Origin of the sequence: Rhodococcus sp. NPDC056743 (assembly GCF_042790355.1) — a bacterium.
GTDB lineage: Bacteria > Actinomycetota > Actinomycetes > Mycobacteriales > Mycobacteriaceae > Rhodococcus_F.
In genome coordinates, this window is the sequence record NZ_JBHTZI010000013.1 from 38,591 (window position 1) to 56,705 (window position 18,115).

Annotated in this window: 19 protein-coding genes; 13 read left to right on the top strand and 6 right to left on the bottom strand. The window is 62.1% G+C overall.

Annotation, left to right across the window (positions count from 1 at the left end; all coding sequences use genetic code 11):
* Positions 1 to 50: 50 nt before the first annotated feature.
* On the bottom strand, positions 51 to 1,352 hold the full coding sequence (locus ACFRFQ_RS27230) for a class I SAM-dependent methyltransferase (protein ID WP_378664722.1): 1,302 nt from the start codon (positions 1,350 to 1,352) through the stop codon (positions 51 to 53).
* Complete coding sequence (locus ACFRFQ_RS27235) at positions 1,349 to 2,794, bottom strand: FAD-binding protein (RefSeq protein WP_378664846.1); 1,446 nt, start codon at positions 2,792 to 2,794, stop codon at positions 1,349 to 1,351. Before ACFRFQ_RS27235 ends, ACFRFQ_RS27230 begins: the two co-directional genes overlap by 4 nt.
* Positions 2,795 to 3,055: 261 nt before the next feature.
* Between ACFRFQ_RS27235 and ACFRFQ_RS27240 the strand changes: the two genes are divergently transcribed.
* On the top strand, positions 3,056 to 3,490 hold the full coding sequence (locus ACFRFQ_RS27240; RefSeq protein ID WP_092805784.1) for an SRPBCC family protein: 435 nt from the start codon (positions 3,056 to 3,058) through the stop codon (positions 3,488 to 3,490).
* A 2-nt stretch (positions 3,491 to 3,492) separates the two neighbouring features.
* Here ACFRFQ_RS27240 and ACFRFQ_RS27245 read toward each other — a convergent pair whose 3' ends face one another.
* The 3 genes from ACFRFQ_RS27245 to ACFRFQ_RS27255 all read right to left on the bottom strand — a co-directional run bounded on the left by ACFRFQ_RS27245 (position 3,493) and on the right by ACFRFQ_RS27255 (position 6,108).
* Entirely contained in the window at positions 3,493 to 4,971 is a 1,479-nt protein-coding gene (locus ACFRFQ_RS27245) for an alpha/beta hydrolase (RefSeq protein ID WP_378664725.1), read from the bottom strand.
* Positions 4,972 to 4,977: 6 nt separating this feature from the next.
* Complete coding sequence (locus tag ACFRFQ_RS27250; protein WP_378664727.1) at positions 4,978 to 5,202, bottom strand: hypothetical protein; 225 nt, start codon at positions 5,200 to 5,202, stop codon at positions 4,978 to 4,980.
* A gap of 84 nt (positions 5,203 to 5,286) precedes the next feature.
* Complete coding sequence (locus tag ACFRFQ_RS27255; protein WP_378664728.1) at positions 5,287 to 6,108, bottom strand: Rv3717 family N-acetylmuramoyl-L-alanine amidase; 822 nt, start codon at positions 6,106 to 6,108, stop codon at positions 5,287 to 5,289.
* Between the two features lie 61 nt (positions 6,109 to 6,169).
* Here ACFRFQ_RS27255 and ACFRFQ_RS27260 point away from each other — a divergent pair, with 61 nt between their 5' ends.
* From ACFRFQ_RS27260 to ACFRFQ_RS27275, 4 genes are all read left to right on the top strand, one after another.
* Positions 6,170 to 6,508, top strand: a complete 339-nt coding sequence (locus ACFRFQ_RS27260; protein ID WP_033235869.1) for a YbaB/EbfC family nucleoid-associated protein — start codon at positions 6,170 to 6,172, stop codon at positions 6,506 to 6,508.
* Between the two features lie 12 nt (positions 6,509 to 6,520).
* Entirely contained in the window at positions 6,521 to 7,141 is a 621-nt protein-coding gene (gene recR, locus ACFRFQ_RS27265) for a recombination mediator RecR (protein ID WP_033235870.1), read from the top strand.
* The gene (locus ACFRFQ_RS27270; protein ID WP_378664731.1) at positions 7,141 to 7,701 is read left to right on the top strand and encodes a TetR/AcrR family transcriptional regulator; all 561 of its coding nucleotides are present in this window, start codon (positions 7,141 to 7,143) and stop codon (positions 7,699 to 7,701) included. Before recR ends, ACFRFQ_RS27270 begins: the two co-directional genes overlap by 1 nt.
* An 85-nt stretch (positions 7,702 to 7,786) precedes the next feature.
* Positions 7,787 to 9,229 carry an MFS transporter gene (locus ACFRFQ_RS27275; RefSeq protein WP_378664733.1) on the top strand — a complete coding sequence of 481 codons (1,443 nt, stop codon included), beginning with the start codon at positions 7,787 to 7,789 and terminating at the stop codon, positions 9,227 to 9,229.
* Here ACFRFQ_RS27275 and ACFRFQ_RS27280 read toward each other — a convergent pair.
* Complete coding sequence (locus ACFRFQ_RS27280) at positions 9,219 to 9,809, bottom strand: TetR/AcrR family transcriptional regulator (RefSeq protein WP_138871515.1); 591 nt, start codon at positions 9,807 to 9,809, stop codon at positions 9,219 to 9,221. The two genes, ACFRFQ_RS27275 and ACFRFQ_RS27280, sit on opposite strands and share 11 nt — an antisense overlap.
* A gap of 179 nt (positions 9,810 to 9,988) precedes the next feature.
* Between ACFRFQ_RS27280 and ACFRFQ_RS27285 the strand changes: the two genes are divergently transcribed.
* From ACFRFQ_RS27285 to ACFRFQ_RS27320, 8 genes are read left to right on the top strand one after another with little or no spacing between them, the layout of a single operon-like run.
* A complete protein-coding gene (locus tag ACFRFQ_RS27285) occupies positions 9,989 to 10,543 on the top strand; it encodes a MaoC family dehydratase N-terminal domain-containing protein (protein WP_378664736.1) in 555 nt (184 codons plus the stop codon).
* Positions 10,540 to 11,004, top strand: coding sequence for a Zn-ribbon domain-containing OB-fold protein (locus ACFRFQ_RS27290; RefSeq protein WP_378664737.1), 465 nt, complete (start codon positions 10,540 to 10,542; stop codon positions 11,002 to 11,004). The genes ACFRFQ_RS27285 and ACFRFQ_RS27290 overlap by 4 nt, the downstream gene beginning before the upstream one ends.
* Before the next feature lie 2 nt (positions 11,005 to 11,006).
* Positions 11,007 to 11,417 carry an acyl dehydratase gene (locus ACFRFQ_RS27295; RefSeq protein WP_378664739.1) on the top strand — a complete coding sequence of 137 codons (411 nt, stop codon included), beginning with the start codon at positions 11,007 to 11,009 and terminating at the stop codon, positions 11,415 to 11,417.
* The gene (locus ACFRFQ_RS27300) at positions 11,414 to 12,595 is read left to right on the top strand and encodes a lipid-transfer protein (protein WP_378664741.1); all 1,182 of its coding nucleotides are present in this window, start codon (positions 11,414 to 11,416) and stop codon (positions 12,593 to 12,595) included. The genes ACFRFQ_RS27295 and ACFRFQ_RS27300 overlap by 4 nt, the downstream gene beginning before the upstream one ends.
* Positions 12,596 to 12,627: 32 nt before the next feature.
* Entirely contained in the window at positions 12,628 to 13,836 is a 1,209-nt protein-coding gene (locus ACFRFQ_RS27305) for a DegT/DnrJ/EryC1/StrS family aminotransferase (protein ID WP_378664743.1), read from the top strand.
* 1 nt (position 13,837) lies between these two features.
* Positions 13,838 to 14,725, top strand: a complete 888-nt coding sequence (locus ACFRFQ_RS27310) for an SDR family NAD(P)-dependent oxidoreductase (RefSeq protein WP_378664745.1) — start codon at positions 13,838 to 13,840, stop codon at positions 14,723 to 14,725.
* Positions 14,722 to 15,852, top strand: coding sequence for a steroid 3-ketoacyl-CoA thiolase (locus tag ACFRFQ_RS27315; protein ID WP_378664747.1), 1,131 nt, complete (start codon positions 14,722 to 14,724; stop codon positions 15,850 to 15,852). The genes ACFRFQ_RS27310 and ACFRFQ_RS27315 overlap by 4 nt, the downstream gene beginning before the upstream one ends.
* Before the next feature lie 35 nt (positions 15,853 to 15,887).
* Positions 15,888 to 18,095: an acyl-CoA dehydrogenase family protein gene (locus ACFRFQ_RS27320; RefSeq protein ID WP_378664749.1), complete on the top strand. Its 2,208-nt coding sequence runs from the start codon at positions 15,888 to 15,890 to the stop codon at positions 18,093 to 18,095.
* Positions 18,096 to 18,115 lie beyond the last annotated feature (20 nt).

Consider the following 18,115-nt stretch of genomic DNA (forward strand, 5'->3'; position numbering starts at 1 on the left):
ACGCGCTGAAAGGTACGTTCGCTCAGTTCTGGGGGCAGAAAGGAAGGCCCCTACCCCTTCCACCACGGGCGTAACGGCACATGTGCCTCGCCCTTGGGGCCGAGCTTGACAGCCAGAACCTGGTGCAGCTGAACCACATTGCGCTCGAAGCCCAGACGTGAACCGGCCATGTAGAGGCCCCACACGCGGGCGGTGCCTTCACCGACCTCCGCAACACAGGCGTCCCAGTTGTCGACGAGGTTCTGGCACCACGCCGCAAGGGTCAGTCCGTAGTGTTCGCGGATGTTTTCCTCGTGCCGCACTTCGAGTCCCACGTTCTGGATTTCGGAGATGATGCGGCCGGAACCGGTGAGCTCGCCGTCCGGGAAGACGTACCGGTCGATGAAGCCGCCGGCCTTTGCGCTGCTGCGATTGTCCGGGCGGGTGATGCAGTGGTTGAGCAGACGCCCACCCTCGCGAAGTTTGCCCTTGAGGAATTCGAAGTACGCCGGGTAGTTCCCGACGCCGATGTGTTCGGTCAGTCCAATGGAAGAGATTGCGTCGAAACCGGATTCGGCTACGTCGCGGTAGTCGGAGAAACGGACCTGGGCGAGATCGGCAAGCCCCTCGTCCTCGATGGCTTTCTGTGCCCAGTCGGCTTGTTCGCGGGAGAGGGTCACGCCGATCACCTTGACGCCGCGGCGGGCGGCGTAGCGGACCATCGAACCCCAACCGCAACCGATGTCGAGGAGGCGGTCACCTTTTTGGAGTCCGAGCTTCTCGAACACCAAACGGTACTTGTTCTCCTGGGCTTCTTCGAGTGTCTGTTCTGCGTTCTCGTAGGTGGCACAGGTGTAGGTCATCGAGGGGCCGAGGACGTACTCGTAGAACGTGTTGGAGACATCGTAGTGATGATGGATGACCTCGGCGTCCCGAGATTTGGAGTGTCGCAGTCCTTCTGCGACGCGGCGCCAGCGGGGAAGATGTTCCTGCGGCGGCGGCGCGATGGGTCGCAACAGATCCCAGCCGAGGGAGCGGGTGATGCTGGCCAGCGTCAGCGCGGACGGTCGCTTGAGGTGAAGTTCGTCGCCCATGATCCGGAGGATCTCGTACGGGTCGCCGGGATGAACACCCTCGGCTTCGAGGTCGCCGGAGATATAGGCGCGTGCCATGCCGAGATCGCCGGGAGCTGTTGCAAGATAGGTGGTTCCGCGGGTCGACTTGAGGTGAAGGCCGTAGTCGGCGTCCTCAGGTCCGGCAGAGCTGCCGTCGTAGGCGGTGAATCGAAGCGGCAGCATACCGTCGGAAAGCGTCTCGAGAATTTCTGCGATGGAGAGCTTTTCTTGGTTCTTGGAATCCTTGAACGTGGTCATTTACGTTGCACCGCCTTAGAAAATAGGTCCAATAAACGCGAATTGGGGTCGTAACGATCCTTGAGGTGCAGGTAGCGGTCACCGCCGTAGTACTGCGCCTCGAAATCTTCCTTCGAGTAATAGGAATCGGAGTAGAGGGACTTGTGTCCGTCGAAGTCGCCGACCTTGTCCTCGATCAATCTGTTTGCTGCTCCCTCGCGCTCACCGGGAACGATCGGCACCGAAGACCAGAAGCCGATGTTGACGTAGGTGCGCTTGGGTTCGAGAGGATACAGCGGCCACGGCCGTGCTGCGGAGGCTCCGGCGGGACTGGGCTCGCGAAGCCGCAACGGGCACAACCACAGCGGTTCGATCGGAATCTCCGCGAGGAACCAGGAGACAAAATCCGCAGTTCGCTCGATGGGCACCTCGACGTCCTGGACGACGCGTTCACGTGGGGGCTTTCCCTTGCGCTTTTCGAGGCGATCGCCGATGTCGTACTTGTGGTCGAGGGCGATCAGTTTCCAGTAGAAGCTGCTGCGGAGGTACTGCTTGGGCCAGAAGCGCCGGATCTTGGGGTTCTGGGCTCCGAAGGCCCGGGAGCACCAGAACCAGTCGGTGTCCCAGCGCCACAGGTAGTCCCGGATGGTGAGGCGGTCGGTCTTGGGATGTACCAGCGACGGATGCTGGATCGAACGGTAGAAGATGTTCTGCCCGGTGTAGTCGCTGACCGGCCCCTCGTCGTCGGTCTGAACGCCGAGCGTGAGGTAGCTCTCGGTATCGGTAAAGACCACGCCGTCGAGGTAGTCGACTGCGATGCCGTCGTACTCCCGATCGGTGACGATGCGGTCCATCGTCGTCTCGAGTGTCTTCAGTGAATCGAAACGCAGATGACGTAGGGCTACATACTTTTTCACCGGTTCGAGCGTGATCTTGAGCCGGGTGGAATAGCCGAGAGTGCCGTAGGAATTGGGGAAACCGAAGAACAGTTCGGCGTGTTCACCGTCAGGCGTGGCGGTGATGATCTCGCCGTTGCCGGTGAGGATGTCGATCTCCAGGACGGATTCGTGTGGCAATCCGTTTCGGAAGGACGTGGATTCGATTCCCAGCCCGGTGACGGCGCCACCGAGCGTGATGGTCTTGAGCTGAGGCACGACGAGTGGCGCCAGCCCGTACGCCAGCGTGGCGTCGACAAGATCCTCGTACGTGCACATCCCGGCGACGTCTGCCGTGCGCGCCACCGGATCAACAGCGATCACACCGGTGAGCCCGCTGACGTCGAGGCCGGGAGTCGAGGACTTGGCACGGGCACGGAACAAGTTGGAGGTTTTCTTCGCCAGTCGAACCGAACCATCGGGGGGTATCGCGTGATACGACGCGAGTAGTCGCGCAACACCTTCCCGGTGCTGCGCAAAACCGGTTTCGCGCGCGCCGTCGGAACCCGGACGTTTACCTGCCCGGATCCTGGAAAACTTCGGAACTACCCCATTGAACGAGAGAGTCACAACCTCGACGCTATCCCTAGCGGTTGCCGGGGGCCATCGGTAGGGGTCGATTTGCGGGAATTTGATCGAGTTGTTGCAAACGGTCGCGGATTTGCGGCACGGATGGTGAACCAGCTCACATGATCTGGTCGATAGTCGAGATACCGGGCCGGAACAGGCAGTATGGAACCAAGTGTCTGTGCAGCATGCAGGTAGTCAACTCGAGGAGTAGTACGGGTAATGGGTCAGGTCAACGCAATGAGTTCGACGGTCGTTCCACATGCACCGGAGCAGGTGCTCGCGGCACTCTCCGATTACGAGACGGTGCGCCCGCGCATTCTGTCCGAGCAGTACCTCGACTACAAGGTGCTCAGTGGTGGCCAGGGCAACGGAACAGTTGCGGAGTGGACCCTCAAGGCGACGGAAAAGCGTTCGCGCAACGTCAAGGCGACGGTCACGGTCGAGGGCAACGTCATCACGGAGAAGGACGCCAATTCCAGCATGGTGACCACGTGGACCGTGGCCCCCAACGGTACGGGCACCACGGTGACGACGCTGACGCAGTGGCAGGGCGCTACGGGTATCGGCGGATTCTTCGAGCGGACCTTCGCCCCTAAGGGCTTGCAGCGCATTCAGGCCACCGTGCTCGACAACCTCAAGCGTGAACTCGGCTAGTTTTACTGCCCGCTGATGATCCGGCCCAGAGTTTTCAGGGCCGGATTTTCTGCATTCCAGTAGTCGCTGTGCACTGCCAACCCCGGTGAACCTGGCGCGCTCGCGAATACCTGGGCGCCGAACGTGGGGTCGGCCGGATCGAATCCGTGTATCCCGAGTGCTCGCGGTATCAGTTGCACGGGATCCCAGAATGCTGTTGTTGCATAGACGTGTTCACCCATATCGGCTTCCGCCGTCGTATCGAGTCGCAATTCGCCGACGCGCTGCGCGTCGACGCCTGGGCTCGCGACAAAGACCAGATCGTCGACGTTCAGTGAACCTCCGTCGGTGGTGGCGGCACCGATGACGGTGCTGCCGTATGAATGCCCGATGACTACGTTGTGAGAGACAGGGCCGTCGTGGGACGCGCGTAAGCCGTCCTGGAATGCGTCCAACACGGGCGCGGCAGCGTCGGCGTAGCGGTCGAACCCTGCTTCGGTAATGGTTGGCGGAGAATCGTATCCGGACCAGAGAATGACCGAGTTGGCAGAACCGGGTGATGCCACGCGGGCCGCGTCGTACATCGCCCTGGTTCTCTGAAGGTCTCCGCCGATTCCGTCGACGGTGGTTCCGGTTCCGGGAACCAGCGTTGCGACATTGTCTGCGGTATCAGGATTTCCGAGTGCAATGGCGGTGTGTCCGTCGGGGCTCAGCGTGAGGAGGAACATGTCCGGTTGCAGCGCTGTGGCGACGCCGGCGTAAGTGCTTGGCGCTGATTCGCGCAGTGTCTCCAGATAGCGCCGATTGTAGTAGTCGCGATCCAGCGCCGGGAGTCCGTCCCGATTTCCGAGTGCCGGATTTCGGAGTGCCAGCGCGTCCTTTTCGCTGGGGGAGAGGCTGTTCCAGTAGTTACTCAGTTCTGCGGGGTTGTCTGGCAGGCTGACAGGAGCGTTGACAACGGCGACGGGAGGGCCGAGAAGCTCGGCGAGTTGGCCGTATGCGGTTGCCAATGCCTCGGCGGCAGTGTGGTCGACGCGCTCGATTGCGTCGAGGGCTTCGGAGAGTCTGATGCCAAAAGTTGCTGCAGCTTCGGCGTAGTGGTCGTTTTGCAGGATGTCTGCCAAACTTCCCGGTTGAGCAGGCGCCGGCGGAAAGACCTCGCCGTTGTCGGTGACGGTCAGGCCGTGCGCGAGAGTCGCGTCGTCGACGATCAGGCTGACAGTGCGGTAGGCCTGGCCGAGCGTATTTGCCGCTCCGGCATAACAGTCCGCCACATTTCGCACGGCAATGGATATGCGACCGGACGTGCGGAGCGTGATCGAGAGTGCGGTAGAGGCTGCCGTCGCGGCTTCGCCTTTCCAGACGTCGAATTCGCGCTCTACCGAGCGGCGGGTGGCATCGACTATGCCTTCGGCCCGCCGATCGGCATCGATCAGTTGGGAACTCGTGGTCCGCAGCGGCTCAGGTGAGAAGGCGCGGACGTCGGAGATGGTCGGACGCATCGGAACTCAGATCCTGTGGAGTACGGCAGCGAAGTCACGGTCTGCCGCGTCGAGCAGGCGCGCGGTATGGGCGGTCGCGTCGGCCAATGCCGAGATACGTCCGGACAGGTAGTGATAGGCGTCGGCGACCGGTGCGAGGGTATCGACCTCGGCAACCTCGCCGGCCTGAGCGCGCAGAACCGTCGAAAGAAGCTGCAGTGCATCGATATCTGCCTGAAGGAACGTGCCCATGCCGGAACGGTAGCGGCTACGGAGACGCTGTGATGCTCGCGAAATCGTCCTGTGGACAACCCGTTGTTATCCCCAGAAGGTCGATTAACGGGTTGTCAGATACACCTGCACGCCATCCGAGATCGCCGATGCGTATTCGGCTTGTCCGGCGGGGCTGCTCATCCGGGCGGCTTCGTCGGCGTTACGCATGTTTCCCAGTTCCACGAGAATCGACGGGCGCTGCGCCAGATTGAGTCCGGTGAGGTCTGCGCGTGGTGACAGGCCGTTCTCGCCGATGTACGTCGACGGTGTGAGTCCGGCGCCGGTCAAGGAGTCGCGCATGGTTTCGGCCAGCGTCACGGACGGTCCGGCCTGAACGGGGTTGAGGGGCGGCGCCGAGTAGCAGACGTGAAAGCCTTCGGCGCTCGCGTCGGCGCCGTCGGCGTGAATGCTGACCACGATGTCGGCGCCGGACGCGTTGGCTGCCTCGGCTCGGGCGTCGACGCAGGAGGCGACGCTCGTGTCGTCGGGACGGCTCAGCAGGACTGTGGCGCCTTCGGCTTCGAGTTCGCTCTTGACCAGACTCGTGACTTCCCAGTTGAAGGTGTGTTCGGGAAATCCGGCGTCGGTGTTGGTGCCGGTGGTCTGGCAGTTCTTGGTGCCGCCGCGGCCGGTGGGGACCTGAGTGTTGATGGTGTCGTCGTTTGCGCCGTTGTGTCCGGGATCGAGGAAGACGACTTTGCCCGCGAGTGGTTCGACGGCGGGCGCAGATGCCGGTGCCGCCGCGGGTGTGACGGCAGCGGCGCTCTCGGCGGTGCCTGTCGGGATAGTGCATCCAGCCGTGATCAAGGTAGCTGCGAGAGCTACGCCGAGCGTGAGGCTACGGCGATTAGGCAGTTTTGTGATCTCTGACGGGTTTCGGCGCACCCGCTCACGGTAGCGCGCACCGACTACGCTGGTGGGGATAACTCTGGAGAAAGGACCGCACGTGCAACCAGGTGGAGCACCCGATATGTCGGCATTGCTGGCTCAGGCTCAGCAAATGCAGCAGCAATTGATGGCTGCGCAGCAGGAAATGGCACAGGCGGAGGTGACCGGCCAGGCCGGTGGCGGACTGGTCATTGCCACGGTCAAGGGCACCGGTGAGGTGGTCGGTCTGCAGATCGATCCCAAGGTTGTAGACCCTGACGACGTCGAAACCTTGCAGGATCTTGTGATCGGCGCCATCGAAGACGCGTCGCGCAAGGCTCAGGACGTGGCAGCAGAGAAGCTCGGCCCCTTGGCCGGCGGACTCGGCGGAGGCCTTCCCGGTCTCCCCGGTTTCTAGAAAAGAGCCCGCGTGTACGAAGGTCCCGTTCAGGATCTGATCGACGAACTCGGGAAACTCCCCGGGGTCGGTCCCAAGAGTGCTCAGCGCATCGCCTTTCATCTTCTCTCGGTTGAACCGCCGGAGATCGACAGGTTGAAGAATGCGCTGCAGCGCATCCGCGACGGCGTTCAGTTCTGTACGGTGTGCGGAACTGTGTCCGATCAGGAGAAGTGCAGGATCTGCGCGGATTCTCGTCGCGACCGAACGGTGATCTGCGTCGTAGAAGAGCCGAAAGACGTTCAGGCGGTGGAGCGGACAAGGGAGTTCAAGGGGCGCTACCACGTTCTCGGTGGGGCGCTCAATCCGTTGTCCGGTGTCGGGCCCGATCAGCTCCGCATTCGGGAGTTACTGGCTCGCATCGCAAACCAAGAGGACGGCGTGGACGTGTCCGAGGTGATCATCGCGACCGACCCCAACACCGAGGGTGAGGCAACGGCAACGTATCTGGTTCGGATGATGCGCGATATTCCGGGTTTGACGGTGTCGCGCTTGGCTTCCGGACTGCCGATGGGCGGCGATCTCGAGTTCGCGGACGAGCTGACCTTGGGCAGGGCGTTGTCCGGACGCCGCGAATTGTCCAGGAACGCCTGATGACCAGCACGCGATCGGGGCGTCGTAGTTCGGAGGAGACGCGCACGCAGATCCTGGCGTCCGCAGGCAAGGCCTTCGCTACGCGTCCTTATCGAGAAATCACGCTCAAGGACATCGCCGAAGACGTCGGAGTCAGCGCGCCACTCATCATCAAGTACTTCGGTTCGAAGGAGCAGTTGTACGACGAGCTGGTCGACTTCCGGGCGGCGGCACTCGCGGTTTTCGATGCACCCAACGAGGAGCTCGGCGAGCGGATGGTGTCGCTGTTCACCAAACCGCAGGAGCCCTACAAGCCGCTGTCGGTGAGCCTGCTCTTCATGAGTGGGGTGAGCGAGGAAAGCAACCGCAAACTGCGCGAGAACTATTCGACGCAGATGATCGACGCACTGGCAGGGCGGTTGCCGGGTCCGGACGCGCGACTGCGCGCTGAATTGGCGATGTCGATGGTGGCCGGGGTTGCCGTCATGCGTCGACGGATGTTGGCCGGTCACGCGACGGGCACGCAGGCCGAGGTTGTCGCGATGTATGCGCCGTTGGTGCAGAAGCTTCTCGACGGGTGATTGTGGCCACTGCACTTGCGTGGTAAATATCCGTTCACCTAATGTAGGTGAACGGATATTTACTCCTCGGGACAGGTGGCGCAGGTTGACGACGCTCGACCGTGCACCAGCAGCCCCGCCGGTTGTAGAGCGCTCCCGTTTTCTGTTTCCCATTGTTTCCGCAGCCGCTGTGTTTCAGGCCGTGCTGCAAACCGTCATAGTTCCGCTGCTTCCCGAACTCCCGCACTTCACCGGGGCGAGTCGCACCGCGGTGTCCTGGCTTGTCACGGTGACACTTCTGGTCGGCGCCGTCGTCACGCCCATTTTCGGGCGCCTGGCCGACATGTTCGGCAAGAAGAAAATGCTGTTGGTCGCATTCTTCTTGATGACGCTCGGATCCTTGCTGTGCGCGGTGTCGTCGAACATCTCCGTGCTCATTTTCGCGCGGGCTCTCCAAGGTGCAGGCGCCGCTGTCATCCCCATCGGAATTTCTCTGCTCCGCGACGAACTACCGCGGAACAAGGTCAACGGTGCTGTCGCCATGATGAGTTCGACGCTCGGAGTTGGTACTGCCCTGGGCATTCCGTTCTCGGCGATGATCGCTCAATACTCGAACTGGCATGTGCTGTTCTGGATCACCACGGCAATCGGGTTGTCGGTCACGCTTGCCGCCGTGTTGTTCATCCGCGAATCGGAAGCCAGTCCGACGGGCCGCTTCGACGGGGTCGGTGCGGTAGGACTCAGCGCCGCGCTCGTTCTGCTGCTTGTCCCGATGACACAGGGCAGCAGTTGGGGATGGGCGAGCGGTTCGGTGATCTCGATGCTGTCGGCGTCGGCAGTTCTCTTCACGCTCTGGGTATTTCAGCAACGGAGCAACGTCAATCCTCTGGTGGATGTTCGGGCCCTGGTCAAGCGCGCGGTGCTGATCCCGCACATCGCAGCGCTTCTTGTCGGCTTCGCGTTCTTCGGCAACACGCTGATCACGACTCAACTGTTGCAAGGCACACAGGGGCCCGGGGCCGGATACGGCTTGACCATCATCTCCGCGGCGCTGTGCCAGATTCCCGCCAGCGTCGCGATGGTTCTGTTCTCGCCGGTCGCGGTGCGCATCACGGACCGATTCGGTTCGCGTACAGCGATGTTGACCGGTGCGGCATTTCTTGCCGGCGGTTACGCAATTCATGCTGTTGCGGGTAAACCCCTGTGGGGAGTGGTTGTCGCACTGTTCATTACGGCTATCGGAACCGCGATTGTCTACAGCACTCTCTCGCTGCTCATTCTCGTAGCGGTGCCGCGTCAGCGCCTTGCGGCGGCAAACGGGGTCAACTCGTTGTTGCGTACCTCCGGCAGCACTCTCTGCAGTGCGACGGTGGCAACCATCCTGGCTGCTTTTGTTGTCGCCGGCAGTGAACATTCGACGTCGTGGGCAGGTTTCGCCGTCGCCTATCTGGTGTGCGCTGCGTGCGCGGTGGTGGTCTTCGGAGTGTCGTTCTTGCTCCCGCAAGGCCGCACCTCGATCGACATCGAGCTGCCGGAACTCAAGATTTAGGCGGGATTCGGAAGCCGGAGAGGAATAGCGTGATCATGAGATCGGCAAACTCCTCGGTGGTGTACTTCTGGCGGTCCGGCCAATGGTTTGTCGACCACAAGGTGTCGCGTACCGACCGATAGAAGATCTCGGGAGCGATGTCCTTGCGGAAAATCCCCTGTTCGACGCCTTCCGCAATGGCCTTGAGCCAATGCTCGCGGACTTCACGTGACGGGCCGTCGACGGACTGTAGGAGATCGTTGTCGCGAAGGTACGTCCGTTCGTTCTGGTAGATCGCGGTTGGGTGCGGGTGAAGTTCGATCACGATCAACGTCTCCCGGATGAGGCCGCGCAGTACGTCCTCGGGCCCGTCGGCAGAGCGCTCGACCTGGTTGAACCGCTCCTGAATATCCGTCATGAAGACGCGGAGCAGTTCCGCGACAATCGCGTTCTTGGACTTGAAGTAGTGGTACAGGCTGCCGGAGAACACGCCGGCTGATTCGCCGATGTCGCGGACCGTCGTGGATGCGACGCCTTTCTTCGCGAACAGTTCGGCCGAGCTTTCCAAGATTGTGTCTCGACGATCGGGTGTGGCTGCCACATGCTCTCCGCTGCTGATCTGTCCCGTTTCGGGCAGGTGTTCTCTTTCGGTCAATCCTGCCTGACGGCCTGAGTTCGAACCCGATCAGGTGTGATCCGGCGCCGTATTTCAACTTTCCGGCTCCTATGCTAACTTCAGGATCAAGCGCTTGATCAACTCTAACCCTACTGGAGGTTTCAGTGCAGAGCTTGGAGGCACAGTTCCCGCAATTCATCGGGACGGAGGCCGAACCGCCGCGCGTCGCGCGTTACGCCGTCAACGAGGCGATGATTCGCAACTGGGTGGAAGCACACGAGGACAACAACCCGGTCTACGTTGACGTAGACGCGGCGCGCGCGAGCGGCAGACGCGACGTCATCTGCCCGCCCGCGATGATCTCGACCTGGGTGATGGCCGGGTATCGGCGCTATCGCGAGGTTCAGCAGCTCCGAGCCGACGGCGTCACCGAGGACTTTTCCTACTCACGACTCCTCTCGCTGCTCGACGAGGCCGGCTACACCTCGGTTGTTGCGACCAACGTGGAGCAGGAGTACTTCGCGGAACTGAATCCGGGCGATCACGTGACCGCTCACTTCACGATCGAGTCCATTTCACCGTTCAAGCAGACCGGCCTAGGACACGGCTGTTTCATCACGTTGTTCAAGAACTACGTCGACGGCAACGGCAAGACCTTGGTGGAAGAGCGATTTCGGATATTGAGGTTCAACCCCGACACGCAGGAGGTGCCCGCATGAGCGCGGCTGAAACATCGACCAACGCCGAAACATCGACCAATGCAGTACCGGTTCCCCGGACCTCGGTGCCAGGACTTACCGTCACCGGCGACAACGACTTCTTCTTCGAGGCAGCCAAGGAAGGCCGCCTCGAGATTCAGCGTTGTGCCGACTGCAAGACGCTACGCCACCCACCTGCGCCCGCCTGCCCGTCGTGCCGCTCGTTCAGTTGGGACACAGTCGAATCCACGCGTCGCTGCACCCTGCACAGTTTCACGGTTATTCACCACCCCCAGGACCCCGCGTTCGAGTACCCGCTGGCCGTCGGCCTGGTAGATCTGGAAGAAGGTACCCGTCTGGTTGCGGATATCGCCGGAATCGACCACGACGACTTGGCATTCGGTATGGAACTCGAAGTCGGCTTCTCCGAGCACGCTCACGGTGAGATCCTGCCGCAGCTTCGTCGCCGCGGGGAGGCGTAGACATGACCTTCCCCCAAGTAGAAGTGGGCTCGAATCTTCCCGCGCTCGAACTGCCGCTGGACCGGACACTCATTGTCGCTGCGGCAGTCTCGTCGCAGGATTTCGAGGACGTGCACCACGATCCGGGCAAGGCCCAGGAACGTGGCACCCCGGACATCTTCATGAGTATCAACTCCACGAACGGGTTCATCGACCGGTACATCACCGATTGGTCCGGCCCGAGCTCGAGAATCGTCAAAACATCACTGAGGCTGGGTGTTCCCAACTTTCCCGGTGACACGATGACCTTCACCGGCGAGGTAGTCGAGAAAGACGGCTCGGCCGTCACGGTCGCCGTGGTCGGGCGCAACGAACGAGGAACACACGTCAGTGCCAAGGTGACCGTGGCACCGGTAGAAGGAGTGTCGGCATGAGTCGAGGATTTTCCGGAGCAGCAGCAATCGCCGGCATCGGCGCCACGGAGTTCTCCAAGAATTCCGGGCGCAGTGAATGGCAGTTGGCGTGCGAATCGGTGATGGCGGCGCTCGACGACGCTCAGATCGAGGCGGAGGAGGTGAACGGTTTTGCCCTGTTCACCATGGAGAACAACCCCGAGATCGCCGTTGCACGTGCGCTCGGCATCCCCGAACTGACCTTCTTCAGCCGGATTCCCCACGGCGGCGGCGGTGCCTGCGCACCCGTTCAGCAGGCGGCGCTTGCCGTCTCCAGTGGTGTTGCCGACGTTGTGGTCGTCTACCGCGCCTTCAACGAACGGTCGGGCCACCGATTCGGCGCCGGCCCACCACCTTTTGCGTACAACCAGTCGACGGATCAGGAATACCGGAACTGGATCAACCCGTACGGATTGCTGACTCCCGCTCAGCAGGAAGCGTTCCTGGCCAAGCTGTACATGCACAAGTACGGTGCAACCAGTGCGGATTTCGGGCAGATCTCGGTTCTCTCACGCAAGCACGCTGCCAACAACCCCAAAGCCTGGTTCTACGAGCGTCCCATCACCATCGAGGATCATCAGAACTCGCGCATGATCGCCGATCCGATCCGTCTGCTGGACTGCTGTCAGGAGAGCGACGGCGGGCAGGCGTTGGTCATCGTCAGTGCGGAGCGGGCCCGCGATCTGCCGCACAAGCCGGCCATCATCACCGGAGCAGCACAAGGTGTTGGTCCACAACAGATTTCGATGAGCAGTTACTACCGTGACGACATCGACAGCATGCCAGAGGTCGAACTGGTCGCTCGTCAGTTGTGGAACCAGGCCGGTATCGGCCCCGACGACATCGACGCCGCGATTCTCTACGACGCCTTCACTCCGATGGTGCTGCTGCAACTCGAGGAGTACGGCTTCTGTGGACGCGGCGAGGCCAAGGATTTCATCGCGGACGGCAATCTCGAACTGGGCGGGCGACTCCCGATCAACACCCACGGCGGCCAGCTCGGCGAGGGATACATCCACGGGGTCAACGGCATTGCCGAAGGCGTTCGCCTGATCCGGGGAACCTCCACGAACCAACCGACGAAAACTCTGGACAACGTACTCGTGACCGGCGGTTCGCCCGTTCCGCACAGTGCGCTCGTCCTCTCTGCGGATCGCTGAATCCGCAGACCACTTTACGAAAGCAGGAACACATGAGTGAGCGGATCACCTACGCGCGGGCTACCCACGGTGAAGAGGAAATTCAGGCAGTAGTCGACGTCTTGCGAAGCGGCCACCAGGGCTTGCGCATCGGCAAGAACGTCTTCGAGATGGAAGAACGCATTGCAGCCCTGGCGGGCAAGAAGTTCGGCGTAATGTGCAACTCGGGCTCGTCGGGTCTGTACTTGGCGGTCGAACTGCTCGGACTCCCCGCCGGTAGCGAGGTCATCACATCACCGTTGACGTTTTCCACCGACATCGCCCCGATCGTGCGAGCCGGCCTCGTGCCGGTGTTCGTGGACGTCGAACCCAACACGTTCAACGTCGACGTCACCAAGATCGAGGCCATGGTCACCGAGAAGACCGGCGCCATCCTGATCCCGAACCTCGCCGGCAACTGCCCGGACTGGGACGTCATTCGCGATATTGCAGACCGCCATGGACTCAAGGTGATCGAAGATTCGTGTGACGCGATCGGTGCCACACTCCGCGGCACTCCGACGGGCTCGCGCGCGGACATCGTCGTCACCAGTTTTTCGATGGCGCACATCATCACGTGCGCGGGAACCGGCGGGATGGTGTGCGTCGACGACGAATCCAGCCGCGACAAGGCGCTGCTGCTCCGCCGCTGGGGCCGTCGTAGCGAGCCGAACCTGTTCGGCAGCAACAAGTCCGGCCGAGTCTTCCGCGAAGAACTCGACGGAGTCGACTACGACAACGATTTCATCTTCGAGCTCATGTCATGGAACTTCGAGCCCTCCGAGCTCGGCGCTGCCTACGGCGTCGTGCAGCTGGACAAGCTGGAAGACAACTACAAGACACGTAAGGCCACGTTTGCGGCCTTCACCGCGGCATACGGTGCGCACCCCGAATTCTTCACAACACCAGTGGAACTCGACGGTCTCGATACCGCGTGGCTGTGCTACCCGGTGATGATCAACGAAGACGCACCCTTCACCCGCAGCGACATGCAGGAAGCCATCGAGGCTGACGGCATCGACACGCGAACCGTGTGGAGCGGCAACGTCACTCGTCACCCGATGATGAACAACATCGAGTACCGCCAGCCGGCCGAAGGGTTGCCGGAAGCCGACGCGGTTTTCGCCCGTGGCATGACGCTCGGCATGAGTCATGGCCTGCGCGACGACGAAGTTGCTCGGATTGCGGAGAGCATCAACCGATTTGCCTCGAAGTGGAAGTAGCATGACAAGGCGCTTCAAGGGACGCCGAGCGCTTGTCACCGGTTCCAGCCGCGGAATCGGTGCGGGCGTTGCAGAGAGGCTGGCAGCAGAGGGCGCAGACGTCGCTCTCGTGGCCCGGACGCTCGGTGCACACGAAACCCTGCCGGGCAGCCTCGAGGAGACGGCCGCTCGAATTGCGAAGTACGGAAACAAAGTCGAGATCATTGTTGCCGACCTGACGGACGAGCAGCAGCGCGACACCGTTGTGCCGTCGGCAGTCGAGAAGCTCGGCGGGACGATCGACATCCTGGTGAACAACGCGGCAGCGGCGATCTATCAGCCGCTGTCGGATTACCCACTGCGGCGGCGACGTCTGATGTTCGAGGCAAATGTCCATGCACCGCTCGATCTGATGCAAGCCGTGGTGCCGGGGATGGTGGCAAACGGATACGGCTGGATCGTGAACGTGTCCAGCGGCACCGTCAAACCGTGGCAGGGCCCGCCGTTCACGTGGGTCGAACCGGGAACTGCCATGACCGTGTACGGCGCCTCCAAAGCAGCGCTCAACAGGATCAGCAATGGCATGGGCGTGGAGCTTTACGGCCAGGGGGTGCGCGTCAACACGGTTCAACCGCGGGCAGCGGTGCTCAGTGAGGGTGCAAGAGTCCTGGTCGGTGAGACAATCCGGCCGGATCAAGTGGAATCTATGGAACAAATGGTGGAAGCGGTCACCGCGCTGTGTGATTGCGACACCGAGTTCACTGCTCGCTCGTGCGTCAGCTTGAACCTGATCGACGAGTGGGCCCTGACCGTACGTGGTCTGGACGGCACAGCATTACCGGAGACAGCAGCACCGGAGACAGCAGCATTACCGGAAACAGCAGTACTACGAACCGAGGAGTTGGCATGAAGCCCGTCATCGTGGACGCAGCACGAACGCCGTTCGGTAAGCGTGAGGGTTGGCTGTCCGGAGTCCACGCGGCCGAACTGTTGGGATATGCGCAGTCCGGTGTGCTGGACCGGGTGGGAGTAGACCCGAATGCAGTCGATCAGGTCATCGGCGGCTGCGTCACGCCGCTCGGCGAACAGTTCGGCAATATCGTGCGGACATCCTGGATGCATGCCGGCCTTCCCTTGAAGGCAGGTTGCACCACGATCGACGCTCAGTGCGGAACAGCGCAACAGTCGGTGCAGTTGCTGGCTGGTCAGATTGCCATCGGCGCCGTCGACGTGGGCGTTGCCTGCGGTGTGGAACTGATGTCGCGGGCACCGCTCACCTACAAGGTGGGTACCGGCCTCGGAACGCCGCGGCCGGAGTCGTGGTCACTCGATACCGTCGATCAGTACACCGCAGCAGACCGCATTGCTGTCAAACGTGGTTTCAGCCGCGAGGATCTTGACGCCTTCGGGTTGCGCTCGCAGCAGCGGGCCGCAGCAGCGTGGGAGGCCGGCCGATTCGACTCGCACATCATCGACGTGTCGACTCCGGACTCGGATGTCGTGGTTCACCGGGATCAGGGACTTCGTGAGTCGAGCCTGGAAGGTCTGGCGAAACTGCGCACCGTTCAAGAAGGTGGACTACACACCGCTGGAACGTCTTCGCAGGTCTCGGACGGTGCGAGTGCGGCACTGCTGATGTCGGCAACTCGCGCAGCGGCTCTGGGCGTGCGTCCGCGGGCGCGGATTCTGGCGCAGTGCGTTATCGGCGGCGACACCGAGTTCATGCTCGACGGTCCCGTGGACGCAGCGTCCATCGTGTTGGAACGCACAGGTCTGACGATCGCCGATATCGATCTCTTCGAGGTCAACGAAGCGTTTGCCTCCGTGCCCATGTCCTTTGCACAAGTACACGGCGTCGACCCCGACCTGCTGAACGTCAACGGTGGGGCCATTGCGCTCGGTCACCCGGCCGGGGCAACCGGTATTCGTCTGCTGGCCAATGCGATCGACGAATTGGAACGACGCGACAAGTCCCTCGCTCTCATCGCGATCTGCGCGTCCGCCGCAACCACCTGCCTGATTCTCGAACGTATCTGACGCCCAAGTAGAAACCGAAGATTGAGGAACCCGTCATGGCACTGTCCCTGCTCGAAGACCACCGTGATCTCGCCGAAGCGGTAGCCGCGTTTGCGGCCCGCAACAGCGGAATCTCCGATACCCGAGCCAATTTCGCGCGCTATGCCGCCGGTGAACAGCCGGATTCCTGGAAGGCATTGGTCAGCCAGGGTTTGCATGCGGTGCATCTGCCGGAGGAATACGGCGGCGACGGCGCCGGGCTCGCAGAACTTGCGGTGGTAGTCGAGCAATTGGGAATGGCGCTCTATCCCGGGTCGTATGTTCCGACTGTCGTCGCAGGCGGAATCCTGGCAACCGGTTCCGGTAGCGCGGCGGCAGCGATGCTGGGCGAGTTGGGAAATGGAGCCACCGGTGCCGTCTGCGGCGGTTCGCTGGTTGCGGAGCGCTCGGCCGCCGGGTGGACTGTCAGTGGTACAGCCGACCCTGCCCTCGGTCTGCCAGGGGCAGATGTTGTTCTCGTACAGGCTCGTAGCAGCGAAGGTCCACTGTGGTTCCGGCTTGCGCCGGCAGCTACCGCGGCAGTCGCGGTCGAAGACGGAATCGACCTGACACGCTCCGTCGGCACGTTGACACTGACCGAGCATCAGGTCGCGGACGCCGAGATCGTGGAATCTCTGGTGCCGCATCGGGTCGAGCTGATCGTCAATACCGTGTACGCCGCGGAGGCAAGTGGACTGGCCGCGTGGGCGCTGCGCACAGCAGTCGAGTACGTCAAGACTCGTGTTCAGTTCGGTAGCCCGGTCGGTAGCTTCCAGGCGGTGCAGCACAAAGCGGCCATGATGCTCGTGCGCTCCGAAATTGCCTGTGCAGCAGCGTGGGACGCAGCGCGGTCCGAAGACCACGACGTAGACCAGCAGAAACTAGTTTCCGCCCAGGCTGCGCTGGCAGCATTGCCGATCGGGATCGAGAACGCGCTCGAATGTGTCACGTTGCTCGGCGGCGTCGGCTTCACGTGGGAGCACGACGCGCATCTGTACTGGCGTCGCGCGCTCAGCATCGCGGCTGTGGTCGGAGCTGAGGAGAGGTGGGCACACACACTGGGTGAGCGCTCGGCTGACTCGGTTCGCGACTTCTCGTTCGTCGATCCCGACATGCTGCCGGAATTGCGGGCGGAAGTACGTCGGGTATTTGCCTACGTCGAACTGCTGCCGGACGACGGAACCACCGACGCGAGTTGGGCTCCGGCCAAGGGAAGTGCCAGGCGTGCTCGTTTTGCCGAGGCAAAACTGGTTGCCCCGCATTACCGCGAGCCCTACGGTTTGGGCGCAGGTCCCCAGGAACAGGCAGTTATCGCCCACGAGTTCGCCACGCGTGGATGGGCGCAACCGTCCACAGTGATCGGCGAGTGGGTGCTTCCGACGATTCTCGAGCACGGCAACGCCGAGCAGCAGGACAGGTTCGTCGATCCGACTCTGCGAGCAGACATCATCTGGTGCCAACTCTTCAGCGAGCCCGGAGCCGGCTCCGACCTGGCCGGACTGAGCACCAAGGCACGCAAGGTCGACGGCGGCTGGGTCATTTCAGGGCAGAAGGTATGGAACTCGGGTGCGCACGAGGCGGATTGGGGCGTCTGCCTCGCTCGCACCGACGCGGATGCTCCGAAACACCGCGGGTTGTCGTACTTCCTGGTCGACATGACATCGGCGGGCATAGACGTTCGGCCGCTCAAGCAGTCAACGGGTAAGTCGGAGTTCAACGAGGTGTTCCTGGACGACGTGTTCGTCCCGGACGAGTGCCTGGTTGCCGAACCGGGACAGGGCTGGAAGCTTGCAGCGACCACACTGTCCAACGAACGTCTGAGCATGGGTTCCCATCTGCATCACGGTTCGAGTGATCAGTTCCGCCAGGTTATCGCCGATGGCAGTCACGACTGCTCACGCGAGGATGCCGTGGAAGGGCTGGGACGCAGTATTTCTCGCGAACTGGCACTCTCCGCCATGAACCTGCGCGGTGTTTCTGCCCGGCTGGCCGGTCAAGAACCCGGCGCCGAGATCAGCGTCTCCAAGGTGTACAACGCACTGGCCCAGCGCGAGGGGTCGCGAGATCTGCTCCGTCTGTTGGGACCACGTGCGGCAGTGGTCGATCCCCGTGCCAATTACGGCATCGACCACATCGGTCTGCCATCGATTCTGTTCGGCGGCGGAACCGTCGAAATTCAACTCAACGTCATCGCGCAGCGCGTTCTCGGCCTGCCGCGCTCTTAGCTTCCTTCTCGAGGAGTTTC

Coding starts and splice junctions, on each gene's coding strand:
- ACFRFQ_RS27250 (WP_378664727.1), bottom strand. CDS start 5,202: ATGGGCACGTTCCTTCAGGCAGATATCGATGCACTGCAGCTTCTTTCG.
- ACFRFQ_RS27270 (WP_378664731.1), top strand. CDS start 7,141: ATGACCAGCACGCGATCGGGGCGTCGTAGTTCGGAGGAGACGCGCACG.
- ACFRFQ_RS27310 (WP_378664745.1), top strand. CDS start 13,838: ATGACAAGGCGCTTCAAGGGACGCCGAGCGCTTGTCACCGGTTCCAGC.
- ACFRFQ_RS27245 (WP_378664725.1), bottom strand. CDS start 4,971: ATGCGTCCGACCATCTCCGACGTCCGCGCCTTCTCACCTGAGCCGCTG.
- ACFRFQ_RS27295 (WP_378664739.1), top strand. CDS start 11,007: ATGACCTTCCCCCAAGTAGAAGTGGGCTCGAATCTTCCCGCGCTCGAA.
- ACFRFQ_RS27240 (WP_092805784.1), top strand. CDS start 3,056: ATGGGTCAGGTCAACGCAATGAGTTCGACGGTCGTTCCACATGCACCG.
- ACFRFQ_RS27290 (WP_378664737.1), top strand. CDS start 10,540: ATGAGCGCGGCTGAAACATCGACCAACGCCGAAACATCGACCAATGCA.
- ACFRFQ_RS27300 (WP_378664741.1), top strand. CDS start 11,414: ATGAGTCGAGGATTTTCCGGAGCAGCAGCAATCGCCGGCATCGGCGCC.
- ACFRFQ_RS27320 (WP_378664749.1), top strand. CDS start 15,888: ATGGCACTGTCCCTGCTCGAAGACCACCGTGATCTCGCCGAAGCGGTA.
- ACFRFQ_RS27305 (WP_378664743.1), top strand. CDS start 12,628: ATGAGTGAGCGGATCACCTACGCGCGGGCTACCCACGGTGAAGAGGAA.
- ACFRFQ_RS27315 (WP_378664747.1), top strand. CDS start 14,722: ATGAAGCCCGTCATCGTGGACGCAGCACGAACGCCGTTCGGTAAGCGT.
- ACFRFQ_RS27230 (WP_378664722.1), bottom strand. CDS start 1,352: ATGACCACGTTCAAGGATTCCAAGAACCAAGAAAAGCTCTCCATCGCA.